The 22,533-nt window shown below is 29.9% G+C and carries 22 protein-coding genes and 1 pseudogene; 6 read left to right on the forward strand and 17 right to left on the reverse strand.

The features are described from left to right. Nucleotides 1-96: 96 nt before the first annotated feature. The 3 genes from KQI18_RS14145 to KQI18_RS05115 are packed head-to-tail and all read right to left on the reverse strand — an operon-like array spanning nucleotide 97 to nucleotide 3,460. Nucleotides 97-495, reverse strand: coding sequence for a S8 family serine peptidase (locus KQI18_RS14145; protein WP_236887645.1), 399 nt, complete (start codon nucleotides 493-495; stop codon nucleotides 97-99). After that, nucleotides 461-1,765: a S8 family serine peptidase gene (locus KQI18_RS05110; RefSeq protein ID WP_236887646.1), complete on the reverse strand. Its 1,305-nt coding sequence runs from the start codon at nucleotides 1,763-1,765 to the stop codon at nucleotides 461-463. Before KQI18_RS05110 ends, KQI18_RS14145 begins: the two co-directional genes overlap by 35 nt. A gap of 9 nt (nucleotides 1,766-1,774) precedes the next feature. Beyond that, nucleotides 1,775-3,460, reverse strand: a complete 1,686-nt coding sequence (locus KQI18_RS05115; RefSeq protein WP_216466595.1) for a S8 family peptidase — start codon at nucleotides 3,458-3,460, stop codon at nucleotides 1,775-1,777. 495 nt (nucleotides 3,461-3,955) lie between these two features. Here KQI18_RS05115 and KQI18_RS05120 point away from each other — a divergent pair, with 495 nt between their 5' ends. Further along, nucleotides 3,956-4,444: a DUF2975 domain-containing protein gene (locus KQI18_RS05120; RefSeq protein WP_216466596.1), complete on the forward strand. Its 489-nt coding sequence runs from the start codon at nucleotides 3,956-3,958 to the stop codon at nucleotides 4,442-4,444. A gap of 133 nt (nucleotides 4,445-4,577) precedes the next feature. On the opposite strand, the gene KQI18_RS05125 is transcribed toward KQI18_RS05120, so the two are convergent. After that, the gene (locus KQI18_RS05125) at nucleotides 4,578-5,117 is read right to left on the reverse strand and encodes a TetR/AcrR family transcriptional regulator (protein WP_216466597.1); all 540 of its coding nucleotides are present in this window, start codon (nucleotides 5,115-5,117) and stop codon (nucleotides 4,578-4,580) included. A gap of 163 nt (nucleotides 5,118-5,280) precedes the next feature. Between KQI18_RS05125 and KQI18_RS05130 the strand changes: the two genes are divergently transcribed. After that, the gene (locus KQI18_RS05130; protein ID WP_216466598.1) at nucleotides 5,281-6,030 is read left to right on the forward strand and encodes an EFR1 family ferrodoxin; all 750 of its coding nucleotides are present in this window, start codon (nucleotides 5,281-5,283) and stop codon (nucleotides 6,028-6,030) included. A gap of 268 nt (nucleotides 6,031-6,298) precedes the next feature. Here the strand turns inward: KQI18_RS05130 and speD are convergent, their stop codons facing one another. The 5 genes from speD to KQI18_RS05155 all read right to left on the reverse strand — a co-directional run bounded on the left by speD (nucleotide 6,299) and on the right by KQI18_RS05155 (nucleotide 11,228). Then, a complete protein-coding gene (gene speD / locus KQI18_RS05135; RefSeq protein ID WP_330648089.1) occupies nucleotides 6,299-6,682 on the reverse strand; it encodes an adenosylmethionine decarboxylase in 384 nt (127 codons plus the stop codon). Nucleotides 6,683-6,718: 36 nt separating this feature from the next. Then, nucleotides 6,719-7,888: a bis-aminopropyl spermidine synthase family protein gene (locus KQI18_RS05140; protein WP_216466599.1), complete on the reverse strand. Its 1,170-nt coding sequence runs from the start codon at nucleotides 7,886-7,888 to the stop codon at nucleotides 6,719-6,721. Nucleotides 7,889-8,502: 614 nt separating this feature from the next. Then, the gene (locus KQI18_RS05145) at nucleotides 8,503-9,330 is read right to left on the reverse strand and encodes an N-acetylmuramoyl-L-alanine amidase (protein WP_216466600.1); all 828 of its coding nucleotides are present in this window, start codon (nucleotides 9,328-9,330) and stop codon (nucleotides 8,503-8,505) included. A 640-nt stretch (nucleotides 9,331-9,970) separates the two neighbouring features. Then, complete coding sequence (locus tag KQI18_RS05150; RefSeq protein WP_216466601.1) at nucleotides 9,971-10,348, reverse strand: hypothetical protein; 378 nt, start codon at nucleotides 10,346-10,348, stop codon at nucleotides 9,971-9,973. 637 nt (nucleotides 10,349-10,985) lie between these two features. Then, on the reverse strand, nucleotides 10,986-11,228 hold the full coding sequence (locus KQI18_RS05155; RefSeq protein ID WP_216466602.1) for a hypothetical protein: 243 nt from the start codon (nucleotides 11,226-11,228) through the stop codon (nucleotides 10,986-10,988). A 325-nt stretch (nucleotides 11,229-11,553) separates the two neighbouring features. Between KQI18_RS05155 and KQI18_RS05160 the strand changes: the two genes are divergently transcribed. After that, on the forward strand, nucleotides 11,554-11,766 hold the full coding sequence (locus KQI18_RS05160; protein ID WP_216466603.1) for a hypothetical protein: 213 nt from the start codon (nucleotides 11,554-11,556) through the stop codon (nucleotides 11,764-11,766). Between the two features lie 537 nt (nucleotides 11,767-12,303). Here the strand turns inward: KQI18_RS05160 and KQI18_RS05165 are convergent. The 4 genes and pseudogenes from KQI18_RS05165 to KQI18_RS14155 all read right to left on the reverse strand — a co-directional run. Then, nucleotides 12,304-12,540, reverse strand: coding sequence for a hypothetical protein (locus KQI18_RS05165; protein ID WP_216466604.1), 237 nt, complete (start codon nucleotides 12,538-12,540; stop codon nucleotides 12,304-12,306). A gap of 588 nt (nucleotides 12,541-13,128) precedes the next feature. Then, nucleotides 13,129-14,607: an Lsa family ABC-F type ribosomal protection protein gene (locus tag KQI18_RS05170; RefSeq protein WP_216466655.1), complete on the reverse strand. Its 1,479-nt coding sequence runs from the start codon at nucleotides 14,605-14,607 to the stop codon at nucleotides 13,129-13,131. 685 nt (nucleotides 14,608-15,292) lie between these two features. Next, a complete protein-coding gene (locus KQI18_RS14150; protein ID WP_236887647.1) occupies nucleotides 15,293-15,571 on the reverse strand; it encodes a hypothetical protein in 279 nt (92 codons plus the stop codon). A 15-nt stretch (nucleotides 15,572-15,586) separates the two neighbouring features. Beyond that, nucleotides 15,587-16,168: pseudogene (locus KQI18_RS14155) on the reverse strand (hypothetical protein); the annotation flags it as partial. A 116-nt stretch (nucleotides 16,169-16,284) separates the two neighbouring features. Between KQI18_RS14155 and KQI18_RS05180 the strand changes: the two are divergent. After that, nucleotides 16,285-16,812 carry a hypothetical protein gene (locus KQI18_RS05180; protein WP_216466605.1) on the forward strand — a complete coding sequence of 176 codons (528 nt, stop codon included), beginning with the start codon at nucleotides 16,285-16,287 and terminating at the stop codon, nucleotides 16,810-16,812. Nucleotides 16,813-16,936: 124 nt separating this feature from the next. Here KQI18_RS05180 and KQI18_RS14290 read toward each other — a convergent pair whose 3' ends face one another. Further along, nucleotides 16,937-17,062, reverse strand: coding sequence for a hypothetical protein (locus KQI18_RS14290; RefSeq protein WP_272876211.1), 126 nt, complete (start codon nucleotides 17,060-17,062; stop codon nucleotides 16,937-16,939). A gap of 121 nt (nucleotides 17,063-17,183) precedes the next feature. On the opposite strand from KQI18_RS14290, the gene KQI18_RS05185 reads away from it, so the two are divergent. Together KQI18_RS05185 and KQI18_RS05190 are read left to right on the forward strand one after the other, a co-directional pair. Continuing rightward, nucleotides 17,184-17,654: a ferritin-like domain-containing protein gene (locus KQI18_RS05185; protein WP_216466606.1), complete on the forward strand. Its 471-nt coding sequence runs from the start codon at nucleotides 17,184-17,186 to the stop codon at nucleotides 17,652-17,654. 117 nt (nucleotides 17,655-17,771) lie between these two features. Next, nucleotides 17,772-17,939, forward strand: coding sequence for a tyrosine-type recombinase/integrase (locus tag KQI18_RS05190; protein ID WP_420372064.1), 168 nt, complete (start codon nucleotides 17,772-17,774; stop codon nucleotides 17,937-17,939). Nucleotides 17,940-18,063: 124 nt separating this feature from the next. Here the strand turns inward: KQI18_RS05190 and rlmD are convergent, their stop codons facing one another. The 3 genes from rlmD to pfkA all read right to left on the reverse strand — a co-directional run bounded on the left by rlmD (nucleotide 18,064) and on the right by pfkA (nucleotide 22,415). Further along, complete coding sequence (rlmD, locus tag KQI18_RS05195; RefSeq protein WP_216466607.1) at nucleotides 18,064-19,422, reverse strand: 23S rRNA (uracil(1939)-C(5))-methyltransferase RlmD; 1,359 nt, start codon at nucleotides 19,420-19,422, stop codon at nucleotides 18,064-18,066. Nucleotides 19,423-19,640: 218 nt separating this feature from the next. After that, entirely contained in the window at nucleotides 19,641-21,401 is a 1,761-nt protein-coding gene (gene pyk / locus KQI18_RS05200; RefSeq protein WP_216466608.1) for a pyruvate kinase, read from the reverse strand. A gap of 54 nt (nucleotides 21,402-21,455) precedes the next feature. Next, nucleotides 21,456-22,415, reverse strand: coding sequence for a 6-phosphofructokinase (gene pfkA, locus KQI18_RS05205; RefSeq protein ID WP_216466609.1), 960 nt, complete (start codon nucleotides 22,413-22,415; stop codon nucleotides 21,456-21,458). Nucleotides 22,416-22,533: the final 118 nt, after the last annotated feature.

Consider the following 22,533-nt stretch of genomic DNA (forward strand, 5'->3'; position numbering starts at 1 on the left):
AATTTAATAATCTACTAAATATAGGTTAATATTATTTTATAATTAGTAAAAAACCTCTCATTAAAAAAATTTATGAGAGGTTTGATTTTTAAATGATTATAAATTATCTGAGATTTTTTGAATCGTCCTTCTAAAATCAACTAATCCATAACCTTGCGAGCTATTTGGATAGTCATAGAGTTCATCTTTTCGTGTTGCTCCCAACTTTAAGTATGAAGCTAAAGCTTCTGGATACAGTAACATTTTAGGCATACTACTCTGTTTTTTTATATATTCTATAATCAATGCCAACATTCCAGAAACAACTGAACTACTAACACCTGTTCCCGTTCCTAAACTGTAACTATCATTTCCATAAGTCGAAATAATATTTACTCCTGGTGCTACAATATCAGGCTTTATTCCAATAATTTTTGTTGGGCCTTTTGATGACCCAACCCATGTTCCATCGTACCTGTTATCATAAGCTCCAACAGTAATTGTCTTTATACACATAAAGAGTTATGGTAGAAAATGAATCTGAATCGATAAATCCATCACCATTATCTAGAAGATTTTGATTAGGAAGGTAAACATGGTATTCTCCATTCACATATACATCTGGTCTTACCCTAAGAGTCCATGCCCCCGGCTTCATGTTTCTTAAATTTATTTCAAGAAGCTCAGATCCAGTTGATATCCACGGATAAAAGTATCTAACTACATATCTTGTATTTTCTAAATTAAAAATTCCAGTGTATTCGTAATAATCAGGTGCATAGTGTGCCGTATAACTAACTTCTCCAGATGGTGAAATAATAGTCGCATTAACCCTATCCAAATCAGCACCTTCTAAGTAAATATCTAAATTTTCACCATCTCCGAATTTTATAATAATATCATTCAAATCAAATTCATCAATAAATTTACCTGCATAATGCATATAAGTATTTTTTTGATTCCCAGCTCCTGTAACAACAACTACTCCTGGGTATTGAAGTTCATTAAATGTATTAAGAAGGGTATTAAGACCGTATGATGATCTTGCTGCAATTGTTAAATTAATTATTAAAGATTTTTGTTCTTTAATTGCAATATCTATAGAATAAGAAACAGCTGCTAAAAAGTCTGATGCAGTGTAGTTTTCCTTTTCAACATAATATTTTCCGGGATATGTCCTTAATTTAACTACGATTAAGTCGGCTCCTTCAGATATACCTTTATTATTGGAATCCAACCTGCCTTCTCCTACAACTATCCCAGCTGCCATTGTGCCAGTGCCTACATCATCTCTACTTAAACTTGCATCATTTCTTGCTATAGCTGCATTTATTTCATCGCTAGTAAACTCGCTACCAAATAAATATCCCTCAGGAGGTGGATTTATACTACCTTCTTGATCCCAAAGATTTATTATCTTACTGGTTCCATTATTTCTAATCAGATCTGGATGTAGGTAGTCAACCCCTGAATCAATAATTGCAATTAAAACACCATCACCCGTAATATCATTGTAGACATTATTATATATATAATCTACTCCTGAAACTTCCCTTGCACTATCTCCTGAAGAGTTATATTCTGACATTTCTATCATTGAACTCATCGGAATAGATTCGCCATACCAAGATACTTCATATATATTGTTTAATATTTTATAATTAAAATCTTCTGGTGTATATAAAACAGCCAATCTTTCATTTAATATAATAAAATTATTTAGACCTAACGCAAAAAAAGCAGAAGCAATATCATCCTGATAAACTATATAAAAAGACTTCTCCATATTTCCCTCCTATCTAAAAACATCAAACATTTTTCTGATATCTAATACTCCGTAACCATAACTATTATTTGGGTACTGTATATTCTGATTTTGATTAGCGCCTAATTTTAAAAATGTTTTTAAATTTGACAAATATGCTTGTTTAGGATAAAATCCATCGACAAGAGTGTATTGAAAGTACATTGCCGCACCGCCAGACACGTGAGCTGCTGCAGCTCCTGTCCCTGTGATAGTTCCATATCTATTATTTGGGAATGGAGCTATTATACTTACCCCAGGAGCTATTATATCGGGCTTTAACCAATTTTGTATTGTTGGGCCTCTTGACGAACCATTCCACAAACTTCTATTTAGAGAATTATATGCTCCTATAGTAATAATTTCTTCCCTTATTCCCGGATAATTGATCGTATAATCCGGTTGCGGATTTCTAAATCTAGTTCCACTTTTTATAAATACTCTATTCGGAAGATATAAGTTATATCTTCCATTAATTATACTTATACCTGTAAGTCTAATACTCCAAACTCCACGTTTAACATTTTTTAAATATATTTGAGTATACTGTTGACCTGATAGAGCAGTCGGATATGTTGAAATTAGAGTGTATTCGGTACCTTCTAAATCAAATAAACCGCTAACTTCTAAATAACTTGAATAAGCACCTATATTTCTCGTATATTCTCCTGAAGGCGAATATACTCTAACATCCATTTGATCTGGACTTTCTACCCATAGATCTATAGTTAATTCTTCCTCATCTTCACTAAGCTCAAATTCTACATTTGCCTCTTCACCCTTAAAATTAATTCTACCAGATGTATGTGTCTGTGTATCACCTTCATCTCCCGCTCCTACAACTTCGCAGTATCCCCTATCATAATATCTTGTAGTATCGATATTTGTAAGGCCTAATAGATTATTACTTCCAAAAGATAAATTTATAACTATAGGTCTTCTCAACTGAGCTGCCTTTTTATATGCGTATTCTGATGAAACATGTAACATTGCATCATTATAAAAACCATCTATAGTAGCTAATTTTACAATAATAAGTTCTGCATCTTCTGCAATACCAGCATACTCTGCATTGATATTTCCCATACCCGCGCATATTCCACTTATCATTGTTCCTCGTCCAATCTCATCTTGTGATAGACTTGCATCGTTTTCTTGAATAGCTTTATTAATATCTTCTCTCGTATATTCTGTTCCAATGTAAAATCCCTCAGGAGGATTACCATCCTTTGTTTGATCCCATAAATAGAGTATTTTTGATGTTCCATCTGGATATATAAAGTCTTGGTGTAAATAGTCTATCCCGCTATCAGCAACTGCAATTATTACTCCTCTTCCCGTTATTGAAATGTTAGGGTTATTCTTAAAATAATTTACACCTATGTCTTCAGTTGAAACAATACCATTTGTTATATCTTCAGATACTTTAGACAATGGAGCCATCCTTACTGTTTTCTTAACATTTGAAACTGATCTCATACTTAGTATATCTTCGAGACCTCTTACGAAGTTTCTGCTATTTAAACGTAATACGCCATAATTATCACCTAGTCTAAGGAATTCATATTGATATCCAGCTGCTGTATACTCGTTAAAAAATTCAGGTGAAAATGTAATATTAAGATCATATAAAACACTGGTTTGCCTCTTGAGACTATGATTTATATTTTTATTCATTATATCATTCCTTTTTTAATTAATACATTAATAAAATACGAATTATATTATATGATAAATTGTTTAATGTTTATAAAAAATAAATTAGTATAATATTAATGTATATAATAAAAAATTGAAAAATATAACTCTATAGCTTAGCTATATTTAGAATCTTCCTATTAAAGTAGTTCCCACCTTTATATTTTCCATATATAACTTTATGCATTATAATAATATTTCCTATTAATAACATCTAAGTATAAGCCAAACACCATACATTTTATTTTCGATTATAATAATGGTACTTATTATAGTATATACATTTAAATATTGTATCATAATATAAAATTATTGATATACAATAAATTAATATTGTTTTTTGTTGAGTAACATGATAAAATGTATTTATAATAATCAAAGAAGGTGGATACAATATGGAAAATAGTAATATTAATTAAAAAATTTAATATTAAAATATATATTTATAACTTCAAAGAAAGTTGAGGAAACGTTATGAAAAAAGACTCAAGTATAAAAATATTAGATAAAATTGTTTTGATAGGAATTATTTTAACTATAATTACTCTTTTAGCTACACCATTAATATTAACAGCTTATTTTAAATCTGGTTTAGGGATATTAGGAAGTAACATGCCAATGAATATATCAATCGGAATATATATATGCGCAACACCTTATGTTATTGCATTGTTTTATTTAAAAAACTTATGCAAAATAATATCAATGGGACAAATATTTTCAAGAGAAATACCTAGATATTTAAAACAAATATCATTTTGCGCATTTAGTGAAATTTTATTATTTAATATTGTACAAATATCATTATATTACTTTTTTGATTTATACATGTATGGACTAACTGTCGTGTCATCAGTTATAATTTCTTTTGTTTCTTTAGCAATTGGATTTTTATGTTTTGTTTTAGCCAATTTTTTTGAAACTGCTATAGAAATAAAAGAAGAAAATGATCACACTATATAAGAGGTGTAATATATAATCTTAATAAAATAAAAAGACGCCAAGTTCTATAAAAAATGTAGAAGTTGGCGTTTATATTTTAATGTAAATAGAAATGGATTAAAAGAATTCCCTTTTTAATAAAATTTATTAGATTTTAAAATTTAAGCAAAATTTTATAGAGTATAGATGAAATTTGATTTTGTGGTACGATTAATCCATCATTCAACCACTCTACTAATACACCCACAACTCCAGAAACAATAAATATAGATTCAACTTCATCAAATTCAGATATATTTTTACATAATCCCTCTTGTAATACTTTATTATTAAAAAAATTCTTAAGTTTATTAAGGTTTTTTCCATTTGAATCTGACTGAATAAGAAGTAAAAAAATATCTTGATTATTTTGAAAATATTCTGTAATATTTATTGTAAATGTTAAAAGGTTTGTTGGATTACAACTCGGATAGGACGCATCAAATAATCGTCCAAGTTCACAATACAATTCATCTTCTATATGATCGTACAGATCATAAACATCATTATAGTGTAAGTAAAATGTGCCTCTACCAAGATCAGCTTTTCTTGATATTTCAGACACTGTTATGCGGTTAAGTTTCTTTTCCTTCATAAGGGATAAGAATGCTTCACGGATAGCTTTTTTTGTTTTAATTGATCGTCTATCTTTCATATATTCCTCCTAAACAATACACTTTTCAGTTAAGTGTGCAATATTGAACACTTAATAGGTAATTGCCGATTGTATGAATTAATAACTAAAAGTATAATGAACACATGAGCATAAGTCAACATATGTTCATTATATTGTAAATAGATTTTTAGGAGAGATAATTATGATTTTATATTTTACCGGTACAGGTAATAGTAGGTATGTAGCTCAAAATATTGCAAAAGAAATAAATGATGAAATAGTTTCAATAAATCATCTTATGAAACAAAAAATTAAAAAGCAACTGGTGTCAAAAGATCGTCCATTTGTATTCGTATGCCCAACATATGCATGGAGACTTCCCCATGTTGTGACTGAGTTTATCACAACAATGACTTACTCTGGAAGTAACAAGGTATATTTCATAATGATATGTGGAGCTGATACATCGAACTCAATAAGCTATATTAAACAGTTATGCGAAGATAAAAACTGGGATTTGAAAGGTATAGCAGAGGTTATAATGCCTGATAATTATATAGCTTTATTTCCTTCATCTGATGAAAATACCGCAAAACAAATAATTCAAAGAGCTAATCCTCTGATACATCAAATTGCTTCAGATATACGTAATGAACATAATTTTATCAAAATTGCTCCAAGTGGATTTAAGGGAAAAATAAAGAGCGGAATTGTAAATGTACTTTTCTATAAATTATTTGTGAATGCGAACGGCTTTCATACTACTAAACGCTGTACTGGTTGTGGAAAGTGCGTAAAGTTATGTCCTCTTAATAATATTGAGCTGAATAACAATAGGCCTTATTGGTCAAGTAATTGTACCCATTGTATGGCATGTATTTCTTGTTGTCCTAATGAAGCCATTGAGTACAAAAATAAAACACAAGGTAAAACTAGATATTATTTGAAATAAAAAAAAGGGTAGCAAAATTAGCTACCCTTTCCTATACTCAGAAAGCAGTTTATCGTCTTTTTCTCCTCTTAGTACTGTAAAACTAAGCGACTTATACATACATTTCTATTAATAAAAAAGCAAACATAATAGTGCAATAGAAAAATGAAATAACTATTTGTTTTTATGTTGCAAAATTTAATCAATAAAAATCTGTAGGCCTCAATATACTAAACCTACAGATTTTTTAAGTATAATTTTTATCCTCGTTTAAATTAAATCTCGATATTTACAACGCTTGTTGCTTAGTAAAACGATCTGTTATACCCCTAGATATCTCTGTTAGGTCATACCTTTCCGCCTTTAATTTTTCTTCTAAAAACTTAAAGGCGGTAAAAGGTTTTATTGTGTTCCCACAAGTAAATAAATCTACAGCAGCATATCCATATTCAGGCCAAGTATGAATTGCTAAATGTGATTCTTCAATAACGATAACCCCACTAACACCCCAGGGACTAAATGTATGAAATACGCTTTCCACTATTGTAGCTTGAGCCACTTTAGCAGATTCTATCATATATTTTTCAATTAGCGATGTATTTTTTAATATTTTACTATCGCATTCATAGTACTCAATTAAAAGATGTTTTCCCAATTGTTTTAGTTTCATCATGATTTCTGCTCCTTTTCAATTGTTTATTACCTTTAACTAGTTCATTTTTTTTCTTTGAATTAAATCAAATATTTGACTATTGCATTTGTAACATCCTTTTGACTTTAATATTTCTATATTAATAAATTTTTCAGAACGCCCTACCTTTATTATTTGACCACATTGTCTACATCTGTAAGAGCGTACTGTTTCCTTAATTTCTCCTGTATACATAGCTCCTTTATAAGGGGCTTTTATTAATGCTTTAGTTATATTGGTAGTTTTAAGAATAACCATTTGTCCTGTATTTCCAATTATGCTAGCTCCTTCATAGATGTTAAACCTAGGTTTTACCTCTGAAATTGTAAGTCCCATGCTTAAAAAATATTTTTGCATAGATAATTGAAATTCTTGTGAATTGTGAGCATATGAAAAATAAATATTAAGCCCGCTATCGTCTTTTAAGGCATCTATTCCTCTTGAAATAAATAGATTCATTCCTTCAATAGTATAAGGTGGATCTGTAAAAAAACAATCAAATTGATTTTTAAAATCATTGTCTAATGGATTCCTAAAATCTACGTACTCACATTTAATTGGAAGAGATTCTTTTATAGCTATATTGTTTATATAGTCTAAAATCCTTTTATCAATATCCATTACTGTAATCAATGTATTATGATGAATATTATTATCAAAAAGTTTTTTTAGTAAAAACCCTAAAGCTATGCTTACTAAATCATCGTCTCCCAAACACAAAATTCTCTTTCCTGCTAAGTTATGATTTTCTAGACACAATATAGCCCTTTTTAAAGATGTATCTATACTGGATTTCGATTGATCTATAGTTACATCTACCTGTGGACGATTGTTAAAGACCTCCTGAAGTTTCTCTTTTATTTCGGTAACTTCTATATGTTCATCCCAAGGTTCCATTAATAATCTCATATATAAATCTTTATTTATCTTCTTAAACCCTAATCCTTCTTCTACAAAATGTCTCCCCTTATCTGTAAGTCTTGTTCCCCTATCTTGAATAACTAACCCATTATTAATAAATTCTTTTTTTGTAGCGGCAACAATAGGAATAGGTAGGAGATTCTTTCTTGCTAATTCTTTAGTAGAAATTCCTTCTTTAAGGTATATTGTTATTAATATATTCTCTATGGCTTTCTTGCCCTCTTCTATATTTATATTCTTATTTATTTTTTCTATATAATTAAGCATCGTCTATTATCCTTCCATGTTTATAGATATTATTTTTATTGTTTAGTTTCTTAAAAACTAAAATACTGATTTTTATCTATGAAAATATTTAAAAGTAAAAAAAGAAACATGGACAAAAACAAAAAAGGCCATAGTAACATAAAGTCACTATAACCTTTACCATTTAATTTATATGCAAAATAGTACCCTATATTGAAATTCAAAAATAATATGTTAAAAAACATATTAAAATAAGAATTTAAAACATTTATAATATAGAGTATATAATATTTCATATAGATATAAAATAATCTTAATAAATATTAATTATTTTATTGTTATACGGTTACGGTTTAATGATATCCATGTTTCTAACTTATCCTTAAAAAGTTATCAATAAATAAACCTAGATTGTATAGGTTCAAAAACTTTTTAAGATACAACTATTTAGTTGATTTAGTTAAAAACAAATGCGGACATCAACTTCCCTCCCTAAATCTTTCTTATCATTACTCTTTCAAACTTATTATAACATATAAAAATATCTGCTTCAAGTTAACATTGTGGTACCAAATTATTAGAAATTACTATTTTATTGTAAAATATGGGTAGCTAATTAGACTACCCTATTTACATTACATTAGTTTTCTCATTTCCAACCACTCAACTACTTTTCTATAAGTCTCTTTAAAGTCTTTACCCACGAACTCAGTTACATTGTCAGGAAACTTTTCTAATCCTTTGCCAGCTTCGCCACCTATAGCGTAAGCTTTTCTACACATGTAACTCTTATAGTCTGCTATATCTACTATAGTTGCATTAGGGAGAAATTCTTTCATTATTATAGCGATTGCTTTGTCTTTACCTCCACTATATATTATAGCATTTTCAAATATCTGAGGTTTAGTTTCTTTATTACATTCACTCTCTATAGACTTATTTAAAATACCTTCTGCTATTAATTTAGCAACTTCTCCATAACCAAATTTTGTGGCTATTTCATAGTCATCTTTACTGTCACAAAAGAAAGTTTCTATCATTATAGCTGGACTATCTGTAGAGTTAAGCATGTACAAATCTGGTCTGTCTTTTACCCCTCTACTTGTAAATACAGTTCCTAATCTATTTACTACTCTTTGAGCATACATCTTGCCCGTGTTGTTGAAATAAAGCACCTCAGTGCCTTTAGCTATACCATTGTAGCTATTAAGATGTAATTCTATTACAAGATCATATTTCTTTCGGTTTATCCTACTTAATTTATAATCTTTTTCTTGATTTTTACTCGTAAATTCTCTTTCAGGACATATAATTACATCTACTTCATATCCTTCTTTTATTAAAATATCTGCTAAGATATGTGCTAATATTTTACAGTATTGGTATTCATTGAATAGTCCATCAGCACTTGTACACAAACCATTTTTTAATATACTATGACCTACCGTAATTGCTGTTTTCATTAATTATCTTCCTCCTTAATACCGATAAATGTATCTAACTTTCTTCCAATACATTTATTTCCTTCCTTTAGATTTTCGATTCCCAGACTAAGAGCATGTATACTTTCAGAAAACTGTTTTGATGTTTCCGTAAATGTCTCAACACTATGTATATATATTGCCCTATCTTCCTTCTTTTCATCTAACGTATTTTTAAATAGTATGTACTATAATCCCTACTACACCAATGTTCACGAATTGTACAACAAAATCTTCCATAAATACCTCCGGTTTTGAAAATATATATAAGGAAAAGATTAGTCTATTCTTTATTTACAATAAAAAAGCACCTACCATTTGTAGATGCTTTAATTAATGGAATTATTCTCAAAGTTATATAATTCCATTAATTTTAAAAATAAAAACATCCGCTTGGGGAACGGATGCTTTTTTAGGTCTAAACTTTTGAAAACACTTAATATATGTTTTTATCTATTCTAATAAGAATTATAACAGTTGTTATATATAAGCTGGTTAAAATTACGTTAATTTTTCAATTATAATATAATATAAAGCCCAGATAAGTAGTAAAAGAGTAGCATCAAGCTACTCTTTTACTATTTACTATTATTATCTTTTATTCAAAAATATATCGCTATCACTAATCGTTACGGCGGCAGTGACAGTGACAGTGACATTCACATCTTCTGTCTCTATCTCTATCTCTATCTCTGTCTCTATCTCTGTCTCTATCTCTATCTCTATCTCTGTCTCTATCTCTGTCTCTATCGCAACGGTCGTCTCTATCACAACGGTCGTCTCTATCGTCCCACCAATTTCTATGTCTACCACAACATCTTATACACCAATGCCAATCATTATTACATCTGTGGCAACAACGACATCTTCTTCTTCTATCTCTATCGCAGCGGTCTCTGTCTCTATCGCAACGGTCTCTATCTCTGTCTCTATCTCTATCTCTATCTCTATCGCAACGGTCTCTATCTCTGTCTCTATCTCTATCCCAATTATTACACATAAAATATCCATCCCCTTTTAGAATTTGTTGTGAGACCTATTTATATCTCACAATACTATAATATGATCTTATGTATAAAATTGTTCTAGATTATGACACTTTACAACAAGAAAATTACAAAAATTAATTTATACAATCTATGGATAGTTTTAGTAAAATGTTACGTATAATGTAAAATTAACGGAAATAATGTAATTTGAATACTATACTTTAGGAGTATTTTTATACTTCTATTAATTTAATAGGAAGGTGTGTATTTATGGAAAGATTTTTCATCTCATGTATAAGATGTTCTCGCTGTAGAAGAAGATTCTCAAGAAGACGTATATGCAACAGATGTGGTTGCTGTTCAAGATGTTGCAGATGTTGCAGAGACTAAAATTTTAAGGGTAGCAATTAGCTACCCTTTTACTTACTTTTACACTATTTTCCAACCACTCGACCACTTTTCTATATGTTTCCTTAAAATCATTCCCTACAAACTTATTTACATTATAATAAGGTTTGTACTAATGATAATGGTAAGATGGTTAATGTATTAATTTTTATTATATCAGTAAAATAGGGAAAATATTTACAATTTTATCCATAATCAAAGATAATAAAAAAGAGCAGTTTTTATCTGCTCTTATTCTTTTTAATCTTTCAGATAGTTTTTTATAAGCACAGTCAACTCATCTTGTATACCCTTTTTTGTATTATAGGTACCCAGATTAAGTGTCCCTATTTTGTCTACTTCGATGGCATTATTATAACAGGTTGCTATATCTGCAATTTCCAACCCATATTCTGCATCTCTAAGTATTCCTACTTTTTTATGTCCTTTACTTGCCATGTCTTCCAGTTTGCTTGATATTTTATCTAAGTTTATCTCTTTCATTTTTTAATCCTCCATTTTTAATCATATTTAATACATATTTATTTCTCTACGCAATCTTTTTATAGTTTATCCTCCCTTATTCCTTTTAATACAGGTTGCCTTTTGCCATGTAGTCAAACGCTTCTTGCATTTCTGCTATTAACATTGGTTTATTCCTTTTTCATCGAATATATCCATATAATCTCCTCTTAGGAATAGTATTGGCAATGAAGAATCGATATAAACGCATGATTTATTAATCTTATTCAAACTCTTATTCAAGTTTAATGAATAAGATATTAATTTATGTTATATTAAAGCTAATAGAAATAAAGGAGGATATGAAATGGCTAGAATTATTGATTTTCTATGCATACTATTTGTAGTCGGGATATTATGTGCCGGAGCATGTTTCGGATTACTTTATTTATTAGCTACATTTCAATTTTTTGACGGCGGCTGGAGTGCTACTTTAAATGTTCTGATATATCCATTTAGAATAATATGGTACATTATAAGCGAACTATTATACGGGATAATAGGAATTGTACTGATCTAATAGAAAAAATATTTGTTAAATTAATTTCAATTATATGTTTTATTTAAAAGGGTAGCTTATTTGCTACTCCTCCATTTTATCTATAAATTTATCTAGTTTTTATTCAATTCTTCCATTACCTAGCTTGTCTTTCATTATCATCTCCTTTTGTTACATTAAAAAAGAACTCTATTTCTAGAGTCCTTGTCTGTTATATTTTCTATTTAGCATTCTTTTTACCTATAAAATATCCTGTTACATGAACTACAAAATATATAACTGTTAGATCGGTTGTAACATTCCAACTTCAGTTTATGAGAAATAATTATAAATTATCAGCATTATAATTATTGGTATTTTCCAATCTATTTTTTTATAGATACAAAAGATATTTATAAATATTAAAATAGCTGGCTATCCCAAGAAGAGACCGAATATAATAATATCCATAAACTCCGAATGCATGATATTAAACTAATATAACCATAATTAATTATAACAAAAAAGACAAAGAAATTAATCTAATACTTTAATGCTACTAATATATAGTCAATAGATCTACATCTTTTCGCTCTCTATATTGCCTTTTAATCTATAAGTAATTATATATAAAATTAATAAAACCGCTAATGATATCCCTAATGATATATATAACCATGTAGGCACATATCTATCATAACTTTGTATACCTGTAATCGATGTAACTAATAAAATGATGCCAAATATTTTTAAAACAAGAGATCTAAACTTTAACAGTTTCGTTAGAAATATTTTTTTATTTTCTATATCTTCCATGTTAGCCACCACCTTTTACATAGATAATAATTTCTAATCTAATACTATAATAACAGAATTAATAATAGAATTGTGTTTGGCGACAAAAAAAGACCTAGAAATTAATCTAAGTCTCAAGAGGAGTTGTATTTAACTAAAATACAATTGTTGTTAACTCATACAGGATTCGAACCTGTTTTGACATCTACACGGATTCCCCCGCCTGCTCTTCTTATTATGTTAGTGTGCCATTTTTGTTTTTAGGCTCACAATATGGCACACATTTACATTTTTCATCACTACAAAACAGGTGAAACCAAGCTATACTATCACAAGTTTAGCAACACTTTCCACATGAGTTGAAAGTTGAGTATGCTTTATTTATTATTATTTACTATTATTTTACGTTATTTAATATTTATCTGGAATGTATTTTTGAAAGAAACAATGTTACTTATCATTATTTAACATAACTTACCAAATTTTATTATTACATCCTCATGGTTGGCAAACTGTAGGCATTGCCAACGTGATATAAAAAGAGTTAGAATCCTTTTATCTAACTCTTTTTTATTATCCTATTAAACATATTAACTGCTATTTATACCTTTATAATTTTATTATTTTTGTTGCAACATTTTCACAAAATGCACTATCATGCTCAACAAACAAAATTGTAGGCTTATGTTCAATTAACAAATTCTCAATCTGCATACGAGAGATGACATCAATAAAATTCAATGGTTCATCCCAAATATATAAATGTGCCCGTTCACACAAACTTGCAGCAAGCAATACCTTTTTCTTCTGTCCTCCACTAAAATCCTCTATATTCTTTTCGAACTGTTCTCTTGAAAAATCAAGTTTTCTAAGCATCGATTTAAATAAACTCTCGTCAATACATTGTTCATCTGCATACTCAGATAAGTTACCATATAAATCTGAAGTATCTTGTGAAACATACGAAATGATTAACTTATTATTCTTTCCTACAATTCCACTATGGGGGATGTCTTCTCCAGAAATTAATTTCAATATACTTGATTTTCCGCTGCCATTCTTTCCTTGAATAGCAATTTTTTCACCTTGCTCTATAGTGAAGTTTACACCTTCACAGACAATTCTATCATCATATTTAATTGCAACATCTATAAGTTCTACAAGCTTTTTATCATGGAAAGTAAGCGGTACTATTTTTAAGCTTTCATTAGATTCAATATTTTTAAGAAGCTTTGATTTTTTCTCAATCATGTTTTTTTGTCTAGCTTCTATATTTTTAGCACGCTTCATCATTTTTGCAGCTTTATGTCCAACATATCCTTTATCTAATTTGCTACCAGAATTAGTAGTTCCATGCTTGCTGCTTTCAACACTATCTGACCACGTAGATGAACGTTTTGCCGAGCTAGAAAGTCTGCTAATATCTTTTTTCAGTTTTTCGTTTTCTGCTAGCTCAAAACCATCTTGTAATTCTTTGTTTCTCCACCATGAAGAAAAATTACCTTTTTGTATTTCAATATTAGTTTTATTAATAGACAAGATATGGTCAACACAGTTATCCAAAAAAGACCTATCATGTGAAATAAGAATAAATCCTTTCTTTTTTTTCAAGTAATTACTTAGTTTTTGCCTAGCTTCAGTATCCAAATGATTGGTAGGCTCATCAATAAGTAAGAAGGAGTTCTCCTTCAAAAACATAGCAGCCAACAATGCTTTGGTCTGCTCTCCTTTAGATAGTGTATAAAACTGTCTATATAAAGCATCGCAGTCCATATCTAACAGAGATAATTCTTTTACTATTTCCCAATCCATTGAATTTGGACTAATCTCCTTTATTACATCTATAGTGAAATTGCTTTGTTCCTGCACCTCATAAGGAAAATATTCAAAAGTCACATCAGCTGAAATGATTCCATTATATTCGTACTTCCCAAGCAAAAGATTTAGAAAAGTTGTCTTTCCTCTTCCGTTTCTTCCAGTAAATCCTAATTTCCAATCGGTATCGATTTGAAAACAAATATTTTCAAAAATATTATCATAGCTTCCTTCATAAGCAAAGGTTAGGTTTGTAACATTTATTAAAGACATATTTTTGTCCTCCTCTGTATTTAATAGTATAAATAACAAAGTCGGAACAATAGGCTACCTTGTTATTACTCCATATAAGTATAGCCTTCAGTATCCGACTCTATATGGAGATTATCATGTGTTAGCGAAGTGTCTTTATTTATCATAATATTATTTATCCTCCTTATTCGAATTATTTATAAAAAAGTAAGAGCCGCAAGAATTAAATATTCTTACAGCTCATAGATATACATAGTTAAGCTAATCAATAGCATAACACAAGTGTATATATTAAGAGAAAAAAGAATAACTTTCTTGCATAAGTACAACAAAACAAACAGAATGCACCTGTTTATCTTTGTATTAAATGTACTTTAAAAATTAGCAAGAAAAATTAATCATTTTTTCACCTCAGATTTCAATTTTTTATAATTATACTATTATACGTCGAAAAAGTCAACTAAGAGTGAATCAAGAAAATCTATTTCTTCTCTATCTTTACAACACACTCTACATGAGTTGATAGAGATACAATGACTAATATAATTTCTGACGAATTACATCATATAAATTTATATAATTCTTTAATTAATCAATTCGCAAATATAGAGTAAATAAAAATAGGGTAGCAATTAAGCTACCCTTGTTTACTGTCTGCATTCATTCGGTAATTTATCTTCTCTAATACCCTTTAATACTGGTTGCCTTAAACTTCATTATCATTAGGCATATACTCCACTGTACATACTAAGGTAGGCTCTAGCCAGACAGCATCTTCGTTATTAGATCCAGTAGGTACGTACTTAATTGGTGGTTCACTAACTTTTTTATATTTATATTGATTAAGTTTTCTAAGACTAACACCTAATGTAACATGTCCTTTATATATCAATTCGTTTTCTTCATTATATTGCGCAATTACTAAACTAGTCATGTTGTTTTCTTTTAATATATAACCACATACAACAAAGTCTTCATCTTTCATGTATTTAATCTTAATCCAGTCTCTACTCTTTTTACCAAACCAGTATTTACTTTGTTTGTCTTTAGCGACTATACCTTCTAGCTTTTGATTTACTGCAACTTGTTATAAGGCTTTTCCCTTTCCTTCTATATATCTAGATATTGCAAATCTATCCATTTCTTTAACAGTCTTCTCTAATAACTTCTTACGTTCTATTAGTGGTAAATCTGTTACTAATTCATCTTTATAATAAATAATATCGTATGCAATAAAAGATACTGGATATTTCTTGGCAGATAATTGCATTTTAAAAGGATCACTTAATAAAGTTCTTCTTTGTAATTCGTAAAAGTCTGGTACTCCATTGTTCATAGCGATTAGTTTTCCATCAAGTATACACTTTTCATTTACATACTTATGTAGATATTCTAGTTCTGGAAATCTTGGTATCAACTTAAAATCCCTTTTATTTATCAAATCCGTACTATCTTTATCTAAATATGCTATGCATCTAATTCCATCTAATTTTAATTCAAATATATAACCCTCTGAGTCAAAAGCCTCTTGCATTTCTGCTATTAACATTGGTTTGATTCCTTTTTCATCGAATATATCCATACTATCAACCTCCTGATTTTAGTATGGTCAATGTATGGTTATTTTAAGCCTCTTTTCAATGTATGTACCCAAACTTTAAAACATATACCTATAGTAAAACACTTTGGAGGTATATTATGTATCAAAATATTTACCCAAATCCCATCCAATTACAAAACTCAATAAATTTAATATCAGAAACAATAAATTATATGGAGAAAGATTTACTTATAGTAGATTGGATAAATGATAAATTACCTATTTCACAATTACAAACACTTCCCTTACCTAATGCCCAAAAGGTTAATGAAATTATAGAAATTTTTGAATCAATAGAAACTAATATCATTAAAAATATCAATTTGTTGAAAGAAATTTATTATCAACTGACAGGTACTTATGCACAAATTGATCAAGGTTATTATTTCGTTCCACCTAGGGATTTATTTATTGCTATAGACTATTCCATTGTGAGAAGTACAGAATATGTAAAACAATTAGAATTAATAATGTTCGGATTACCAAATTTCTACTATAGAGATGCACTTTTCAGTATAATATCTGACGAGTTAAATTATGGAACTTTGTTTAATTATGTGTATATAAAAATAATCCAAATTCAAATTGAGCAAAATTTAAACTTACCTATACCTATACAATTATAATAACTTAATTATATGTTATATAATATGGCTGACAAGAATCACAAAAATTAAGAGTAGCAAAAATTTTGCTACTCCTTAAAACTAATCTTAAGATGGTTTGTATTGTTTCATACTTTCACAACATCTACATCAATTTACTATTTTTTAACCACTCTACTACTTTTCTATATGTATCATTAAAGTCATTCCCTACAAACTTAGTCACATTATTAGGATGCTTCTCTAATCCTTTTTCATCGAATATATCCATCTAATCACCTCTTAGATTAGTATGGTCAATGATATGTGATTTTAAGCAATTAATGATAACGGAAAGTATACAAAATTCAATTATATCATATATCTATAGTAAAACGTCTAGGAGGTTTAATATGTATGAAGGTCTATACCCAGATCCGAATTCTTTTCAGAATACAATAGATATGCTAGTGGAATCTATAATATTAAAAGAAAGACACTTACAGTTTTATCAGTGGTTGATTGATCAAATTAAAATAGATGAACTTTCTCCTATACCTACTCTTTCTCCAGCTCAGACAAAAGAATTATTAGCGATTTTAGAATTTATTAAAGATGAAGAGTTAGATCACGCAAACATACTGTATAATATGTATTATCGACTTACAGGCACTCACGCACCATTATATGAAGGAATTTTTCAGCCACCTGAAAATCTTATAGGAGGATTGCGAAACATTCTTGTAGAAACTTTAGAATCTGTCCAAAAATATAGAAGCATTATGAATGGATTACAATATCCTTCTGATAGATATTTGATTTCAAATATAATATCTGAAGAACTAAATCACGTTGACTTGCTGTCTAAATTACTTTCTACTTAAATAATCTGTTAACTTAGATATAGTATAGTATAAAAATAAAAAAATAGGGTAGCAATTTAGCTACCTTTTTACGTTACATTAATTTTCAAGTACGCATCTAGAGTTATACATTATAGTCTGGGTATAATTTTTAATTTTCATAGCTTAAGGCATACTCACGCTACTACTCTTATTGAAAACGGTGCTAATATTAAAGATGTTCAAGCAAGACTTGGACACAATAATATCGAAACTACTTTAGGAACATATACACACGCTACTACAAAAATGGCTGAACAGTTGTAGATATTTTCGAGAATGCAGTTAATAAAATTTCAATTATAAAATAATTTGCCAACGAGAAATATTTCACGTTGGCAATATGTTGGCAAATCATATATTTTTAATGTATTTAAATTCTGAACCCAAGCTATACTATCACGAGTTTAGCTACACTTTCCACATGAGTTGAGTGTGGAAACATATCAACTGGTTGTATCTCTTCACATTTAAACCCATGTTCTTCAAGGTATCCAAGATCTCTAGCAAGAGTGGCAGGATTACAAGAGACGTAAACAACTTTTTCAGGCTTCATAGATATTATTGTATCTAATACCACTTGATCACAACCTTTTCTAGGAGGATCAACTACTACAACATTTGCAACTTTTCCCTCTTTATACAACCTCGGTACTACTTCCTCAGCTTTACCTGCATAAAACTCTGTATTGAATATATTATTAAGCTCAGCATTGATTTTTGCGTCTCTTATAGCTTCTTCAACTATTTCAATTCCATATACTTTTTTTGCATGTTTTGCTAAAAATAGTGATATAGTTCCTATCCCACAGTAAATATCGTATACAATATCATCTTTTTTTAGATTAGCGTACTCAAGCGCTTTGCTGTATAATACTTCCGTCTGTACAGGATTCACTTGATAAAAAGATAGCGGTGATATTTTAAACTCCAATTCACCTATAGTATCACTTATTTTTCCGTCTCCATAGATTACTATATTTTCTTTTCCGAGTACTACATTTGTATCCTTTTTGTTTACATTTAGGACCAATGTTTTAAACCCTGGTATATTCTCTCTAAGTATTGAACAAAGCTCATTTAAGTAAGGCAATTCACGACCGTTTATTACAAGTATTATCATTACTTCATTTGTAGAAAATCCAACCTTCGTCACTAAATGTCTTATAAGACCTTTATGAGTCTTTTCATTGTATAAACTAATTTTGTATGCTCTAATATATGTCTTAATAATTTTAACAATTTTATCGTTTACTTCATGCTGAATAACACACTTGTCAGTCGCCACTATATTATGACTCTTCTTCTTATAAAATCCTACAGCTGGTAAACCGTCTATATTCTGTATAGGAAATTGGGCTTTATTTCTGTATCTATAAGGTTTTTTCATACCAAGAGTACTCTTTATATTTATATCCTCTAATTTTCCAATTCTCTCTACAGCCTGTTTTACTTCGTTAGCCTTTAATTCAAGTTGCTTGCTATAATCTAACTCTTGAATCTGGCATCCTCCACATTGTCTTAAATCTTCACTGCACTCTCTCGTTACTCTAAATGGAGATTTTTCTATAATATTTACTATATCTCCTACAGCGTAATTTTTTTTAGATTTTTTTATTTTTACCTTTATTTTATCTTGAATTAGTCCACCCTCGACAAAGACGGTAAATCCATTATATTTTCCTACTCCTACTCCGCCTTGACCTATGTCGACTATATCAACGACATACTCCTCGTTTTCTAAAAGCATATTTCTTCCTCCGTACAATTTTCACCTAAGCCAAACCATTTATCTTAGTTTGATTTAGGTGAATTGATTCTTCTTATTAAACCACAATACTTTATTTTAACAAATATTGTCGTACTATTAAAGGTCTAAAACCTATAATTATTTAAAATAGAGAAATTATTTAATGTATAAGTCTTATTTGGGCGGTTATAGTTAAACATATCATTTTATAAACTAATTTATAGAACTCTAGATGACCCTCTATATACTACTCCTCTAGATGCATCAACAGTAATAGTTTCACCTGTTTTAACTTTTTCTAGTATCCCAGTAGCATTTAATATTACCGGTATGTCCATAGATAGCCCAAAAATAGCGGCATGTGAAGTCATTCCACCTTCTTCAGTTACTATAGCACTTGATCTCTCCAAATAAGAGTTCATATCTGTATTTATCACAGGAGCTACCAAAATATCACCATCTTTGAAATCCTCTGCCTCTCCTTTGGCATTCATTAAACAAACTCTGCCTTCTACAGTTTGAGTTCCTACACCCATGCCTTTTACAATTTCTTCACTAATAACATGAACTTTAATTAAATTTGTAGTACCGCTTACTCCAACTGGGACACCTGCAGTTACTACAACAAGTTGGCCATCATATATATATCCAGCACCTCTTGCACTGTCAATTGCAAGTTCTATAACCTCATCAGTATCTTTTCCTTGAGGACATTTAACCGGGTATACTCCCCAAGTTAAAGCTAGTTTTCTCATGACTTTATCATCGCTAGTTGTAGCTATAATTGGAGCCTTAGGTCTAAATTTAGAAACCATTCTAGCTGTATGGCCAGAAGCTGTAGCCGTAATTATAGAAGATGCATTTAAATCAACTGCAGTTGAACAAGTCGCATGACTTATTGCATCAGTAACACTTATCTCGGCGAATTCACTAGTCTTAAGTGACTTGACATATTCTAATGTTTCTTCAGTCCTTTTAGCTATTGTAGCCATCATTTTAACAGCTTCAACAGGGTATTTACCGGCAGCAGTTTCACCTGACAACATAATAGCATCTGTTCCATCGTAAATAGCATTTGCTACATCAGTAACCTCAGCTCTAGTAGGTCTTGGGTTCCTAATCATAGAATCCAGCATTTGAGTTGCAGTTATTACTGGCTTCGCAAGCTCATTACATTTTTTTATCATCATTTTTTGAACTATTGGCATTTCTTCTGTAGGTATTTCGACACCAAGATCTCCTCTTGCAACCATAAGTCCATCTGAAACCTTTAGTATTTCATCTAGATTTTCAACACCCTCTTGATTTTCTATTTTTGAAATTATTTGGATATCTGTAGCATTATTGTTCTCCAGTAATTCTCTAATCTCAAGTACGTCTGATGCTTTTCTAACAAATGATGCCGCAATATAGTCAATTCCTTCGCTTATTCCAAATTTTATATCTTCGACATCCTTCTCTGTAAGAGCTGGTAGGTTTATCTTAACTCCTGGTACATTAACTCCTTTGTGATTTTTAACCACACCTGAGTTTTCAACTACACAGTTAATTTTTTTTCCATCAATATTCTTTACTCTAAGTCCAACTAAACCGTCATCAATTAATATAACATCGCCAGCTTTAACATCATTAACAAGATTTTTGTAGCTTACTGTACATATACTTTTGTCACCAATTACTTCTTCCATTGTAATTGTAAAGTCTTGTCCATCTTCTAAAAGCACTTCCGGATCTTTAAAATTTCCTGTTCTTATTTCTGGACCTTTGGTATCTAAAAGCATTGCAACAGGTTTATTCAGTTTGGAACTAACTTTTTTTGCTATGTCTATTCTCTCTTTTTGCTCTTCATGGTTACCATGTGAAAAGTTAAATCTACATACATTTAATCCCTCTTCCATGAGTTTAGTCAGTATTTCTTCACTTTGTGAAGATGGACCTAATGTACACACTATTTTGGTTTTATTTTTCTTTTCTAACATCTAAATCCCTCCTTGCCACGTCTATAATGTATTTTGTAAATGCTACAACATCTATTAAATAGAAAGTATCTTCGCCATTTCGTAGACATCTCTATCAAATTTTTTCTCTTTAGATAGTGCATCTAATATTCCTAAATCCACTATGTCGTTATCTTTAATTCCAACAACTCTATTGCTAATTCCATCTAGAAGTAATTCTACCGCTCTTACTCCCATTTTACTTGCAAGAATTCTGTCAAATACAGTAGGACTTCCACCTCTTTGTACATGGCCTAAAATAGTAACTCTTAGTTCAAGTCCAGACGCGTCTTCTATCTTTTGTTTGAGATTTCCTGCACTATCCGCCCCTTCTGCTAGTACAATAATACTGTGTCTCTTACCTCTTTTTTGAGTAGTCTTAAGTCTGAATGCGATATCATCAATATTTATAGGCTCTTCTGGAACTACAATTGTCTCTGCACCACCTGCAAGCCCTGCGAAAAGAGCTATATCGCCACAATGTCTACCCATAACTTCGACTATATTTACTCTCTCATGAGAAGATGATGTGTCTCTTATCTTACTTATCGCATCTACAACAGTGTTCATGGCAGTGTCAAAACCAATTGTGTAATCCGTATACGCAAGATCATTATCTATAGTTGCTGGTATACCTATTGTAGATATACCTAATTCACTTAATTTACTTGCCCCTATAAATGAACCATCTCCACCAATTACAATAAGGCAGTCAATATTATGTTTTTGTAAGATTTTAACAGCTTTAATTCTACCTTGATTAGTTTTAAACTCTTCACTTCTAGAAGATTTTAAGATTGTCCCGCCTCTGTGAATTATATCCCCAACAGAAGATAAATTAAGCTCCTCAAAATCTTCCTCCAAAAGTCCATTATAACCTCTGTTGATTCCATAGACTTTACAACCATAATAAATTCCCGACCTAACAACAGCCCTTATTGCTGCATTCATACCAGGAGCATCTCCACCACTAGTCAACACGCCTATACTTTTCATCCGATTAGCCTCCTTATACTTGTCATTCATCTTAATAAGTTTTGGTATTAATTTTTTATAAATATTTATAATAAGTATCTCTAATATAAATTAATTTATTTAATAGATTAATGTAACT

The organism is Metaclostridioides mangenotii (assembly GCF_018917235.1).
In the GTDB taxonomy this organism is placed as follows: domain Bacteria; phylum Bacillota; class Clostridia; order Peptostreptococcales; family Peptostreptococcaceae; genus Metaclostridioides.

Coding starts and splice junctions, on each gene's coding strand:
- KQI18_RS14145 (WP_236887645.1), bottom strand. CDS start 495: ATGTGTATAAAGACAATTACTGTTGGAGCTTATGATAACAGGTACGAT.
- KQI18_RS05110 (WP_236887646.1), bottom strand. CDS start 1,765: ATGGAGAAGTCTTTTTATATAGTTTATCAGGATGATATTGCTTCTGCT.
- KQI18_RS05115 (WP_216466595.1), bottom strand. CDS start 3,460: ATGAATAAAAATATAAATCATAGTCTCAAGAGGCAAACCAGTGTTTTA.
- KQI18_RS05120 (WP_216466596.1), top strand. CDS start 3,956: ATGAAAAAAGACTCAAGTATAAAAATATTAGATAAAATTGTTTTGATA.
- KQI18_RS05125 (WP_216466597.1), bottom strand. CDS start 5,117: ATGAAAGATAGACGATCAATTAAAACAAAAAAAGCTATCCGTGAAGCA.
- KQI18_RS05130 (WP_216466598.1), top strand. CDS start 5,281: ATGATTTTATATTTTACCGGTACAGGTAATAGTAGGTATGTAGCTCAA.
- speD (WP_330648089.1), bottom strand. CDS start 6,682: ATGATGAAACTAAAACAATTGGGAAAACATCTTTTAATTGAGTACTAT.
- KQI18_RS05140 (WP_216466599.1), bottom strand. CDS start 7,888: ATGCTTAATTATATAGAAAAAATAAATAAGAATATAAATATAGAAGAG.
- KQI18_RS05145 (WP_216466600.1), bottom strand. CDS start 9,330: ATGAAAACAGCAATTACGGTAGGTCATAGTATATTAAAAAATGGTTTG.
- KQI18_RS05150 (WP_216466601.1), bottom strand. CDS start 10,348: ATGTGTAATAATTGGGATAGAGATAGAGACAGAGATAGAGACCGTTGC.
- KQI18_RS05155 (WP_216466602.1), bottom strand. CDS start 11,228: ATGAAAGAGATAAACTTAGATAAAATATCAAGCAAACTGGAAGACATG.
- KQI18_RS05160 (WP_216466603.1), top strand. CDS start 11,554: ATGGCTAGAATTATTGATTTTCTATGCATACTATTTGTAGTCGGGATA.
- KQI18_RS05165 (WP_216466604.1), bottom strand. CDS start 12,540: ATGGAAGATATAGAAAATAAAAAAATATTTCTAACGAAACTGTTAAAG.
- KQI18_RS05170 (WP_216466655.1), bottom strand. CDS start 14,607: ATGTCTTTAATAAATGTTACAAACCTAACCTTTGCTTATGAAGGAAGC.
- KQI18_RS14150 (WP_236887647.1), bottom strand. CDS start 15,571: ATGAAAGATGAAGACTTTGTTGTATGTGGTTATATATTAAAAGAAAAC.
- KQI18_RS05180 (WP_216466605.1), top strand. CDS start 16,285: ATGTATCAAAATATTTACCCAAATCCCATCCAATTACAAAACTCAATA.
- KQI18_RS14290 (WP_272876211.1), bottom strand. CDS start 17,062: ATGGATATATTCGATGAAAAAGGATTAGAGAAGCATCCTAATAATGTG.
- KQI18_RS05185 (WP_216466606.1), top strand. CDS start 17,184: ATGTATGAAGGTCTATACCCAGATCCGAATTCTTTTCAGAATACAATA.
- rlmD (WP_216466607.1), bottom strand. CDS start 19,422: ATGCTTTTAGAAAACGAGGAGTATGTCGTTGATATAGTCGACATAGGT.
- pyk (WP_216466608.1), bottom strand. CDS start 21,401: ATGTTAGAAAAGAAAAATAAAACCAAAATAGTGTGTACATTAGGTCCA.
- pfkA (WP_216466609.1), bottom strand. CDS start 22,415: ATGAAAAGTATAGGCGTGTTGACTAGTGGTGGAGATGCTCCTGGTATG.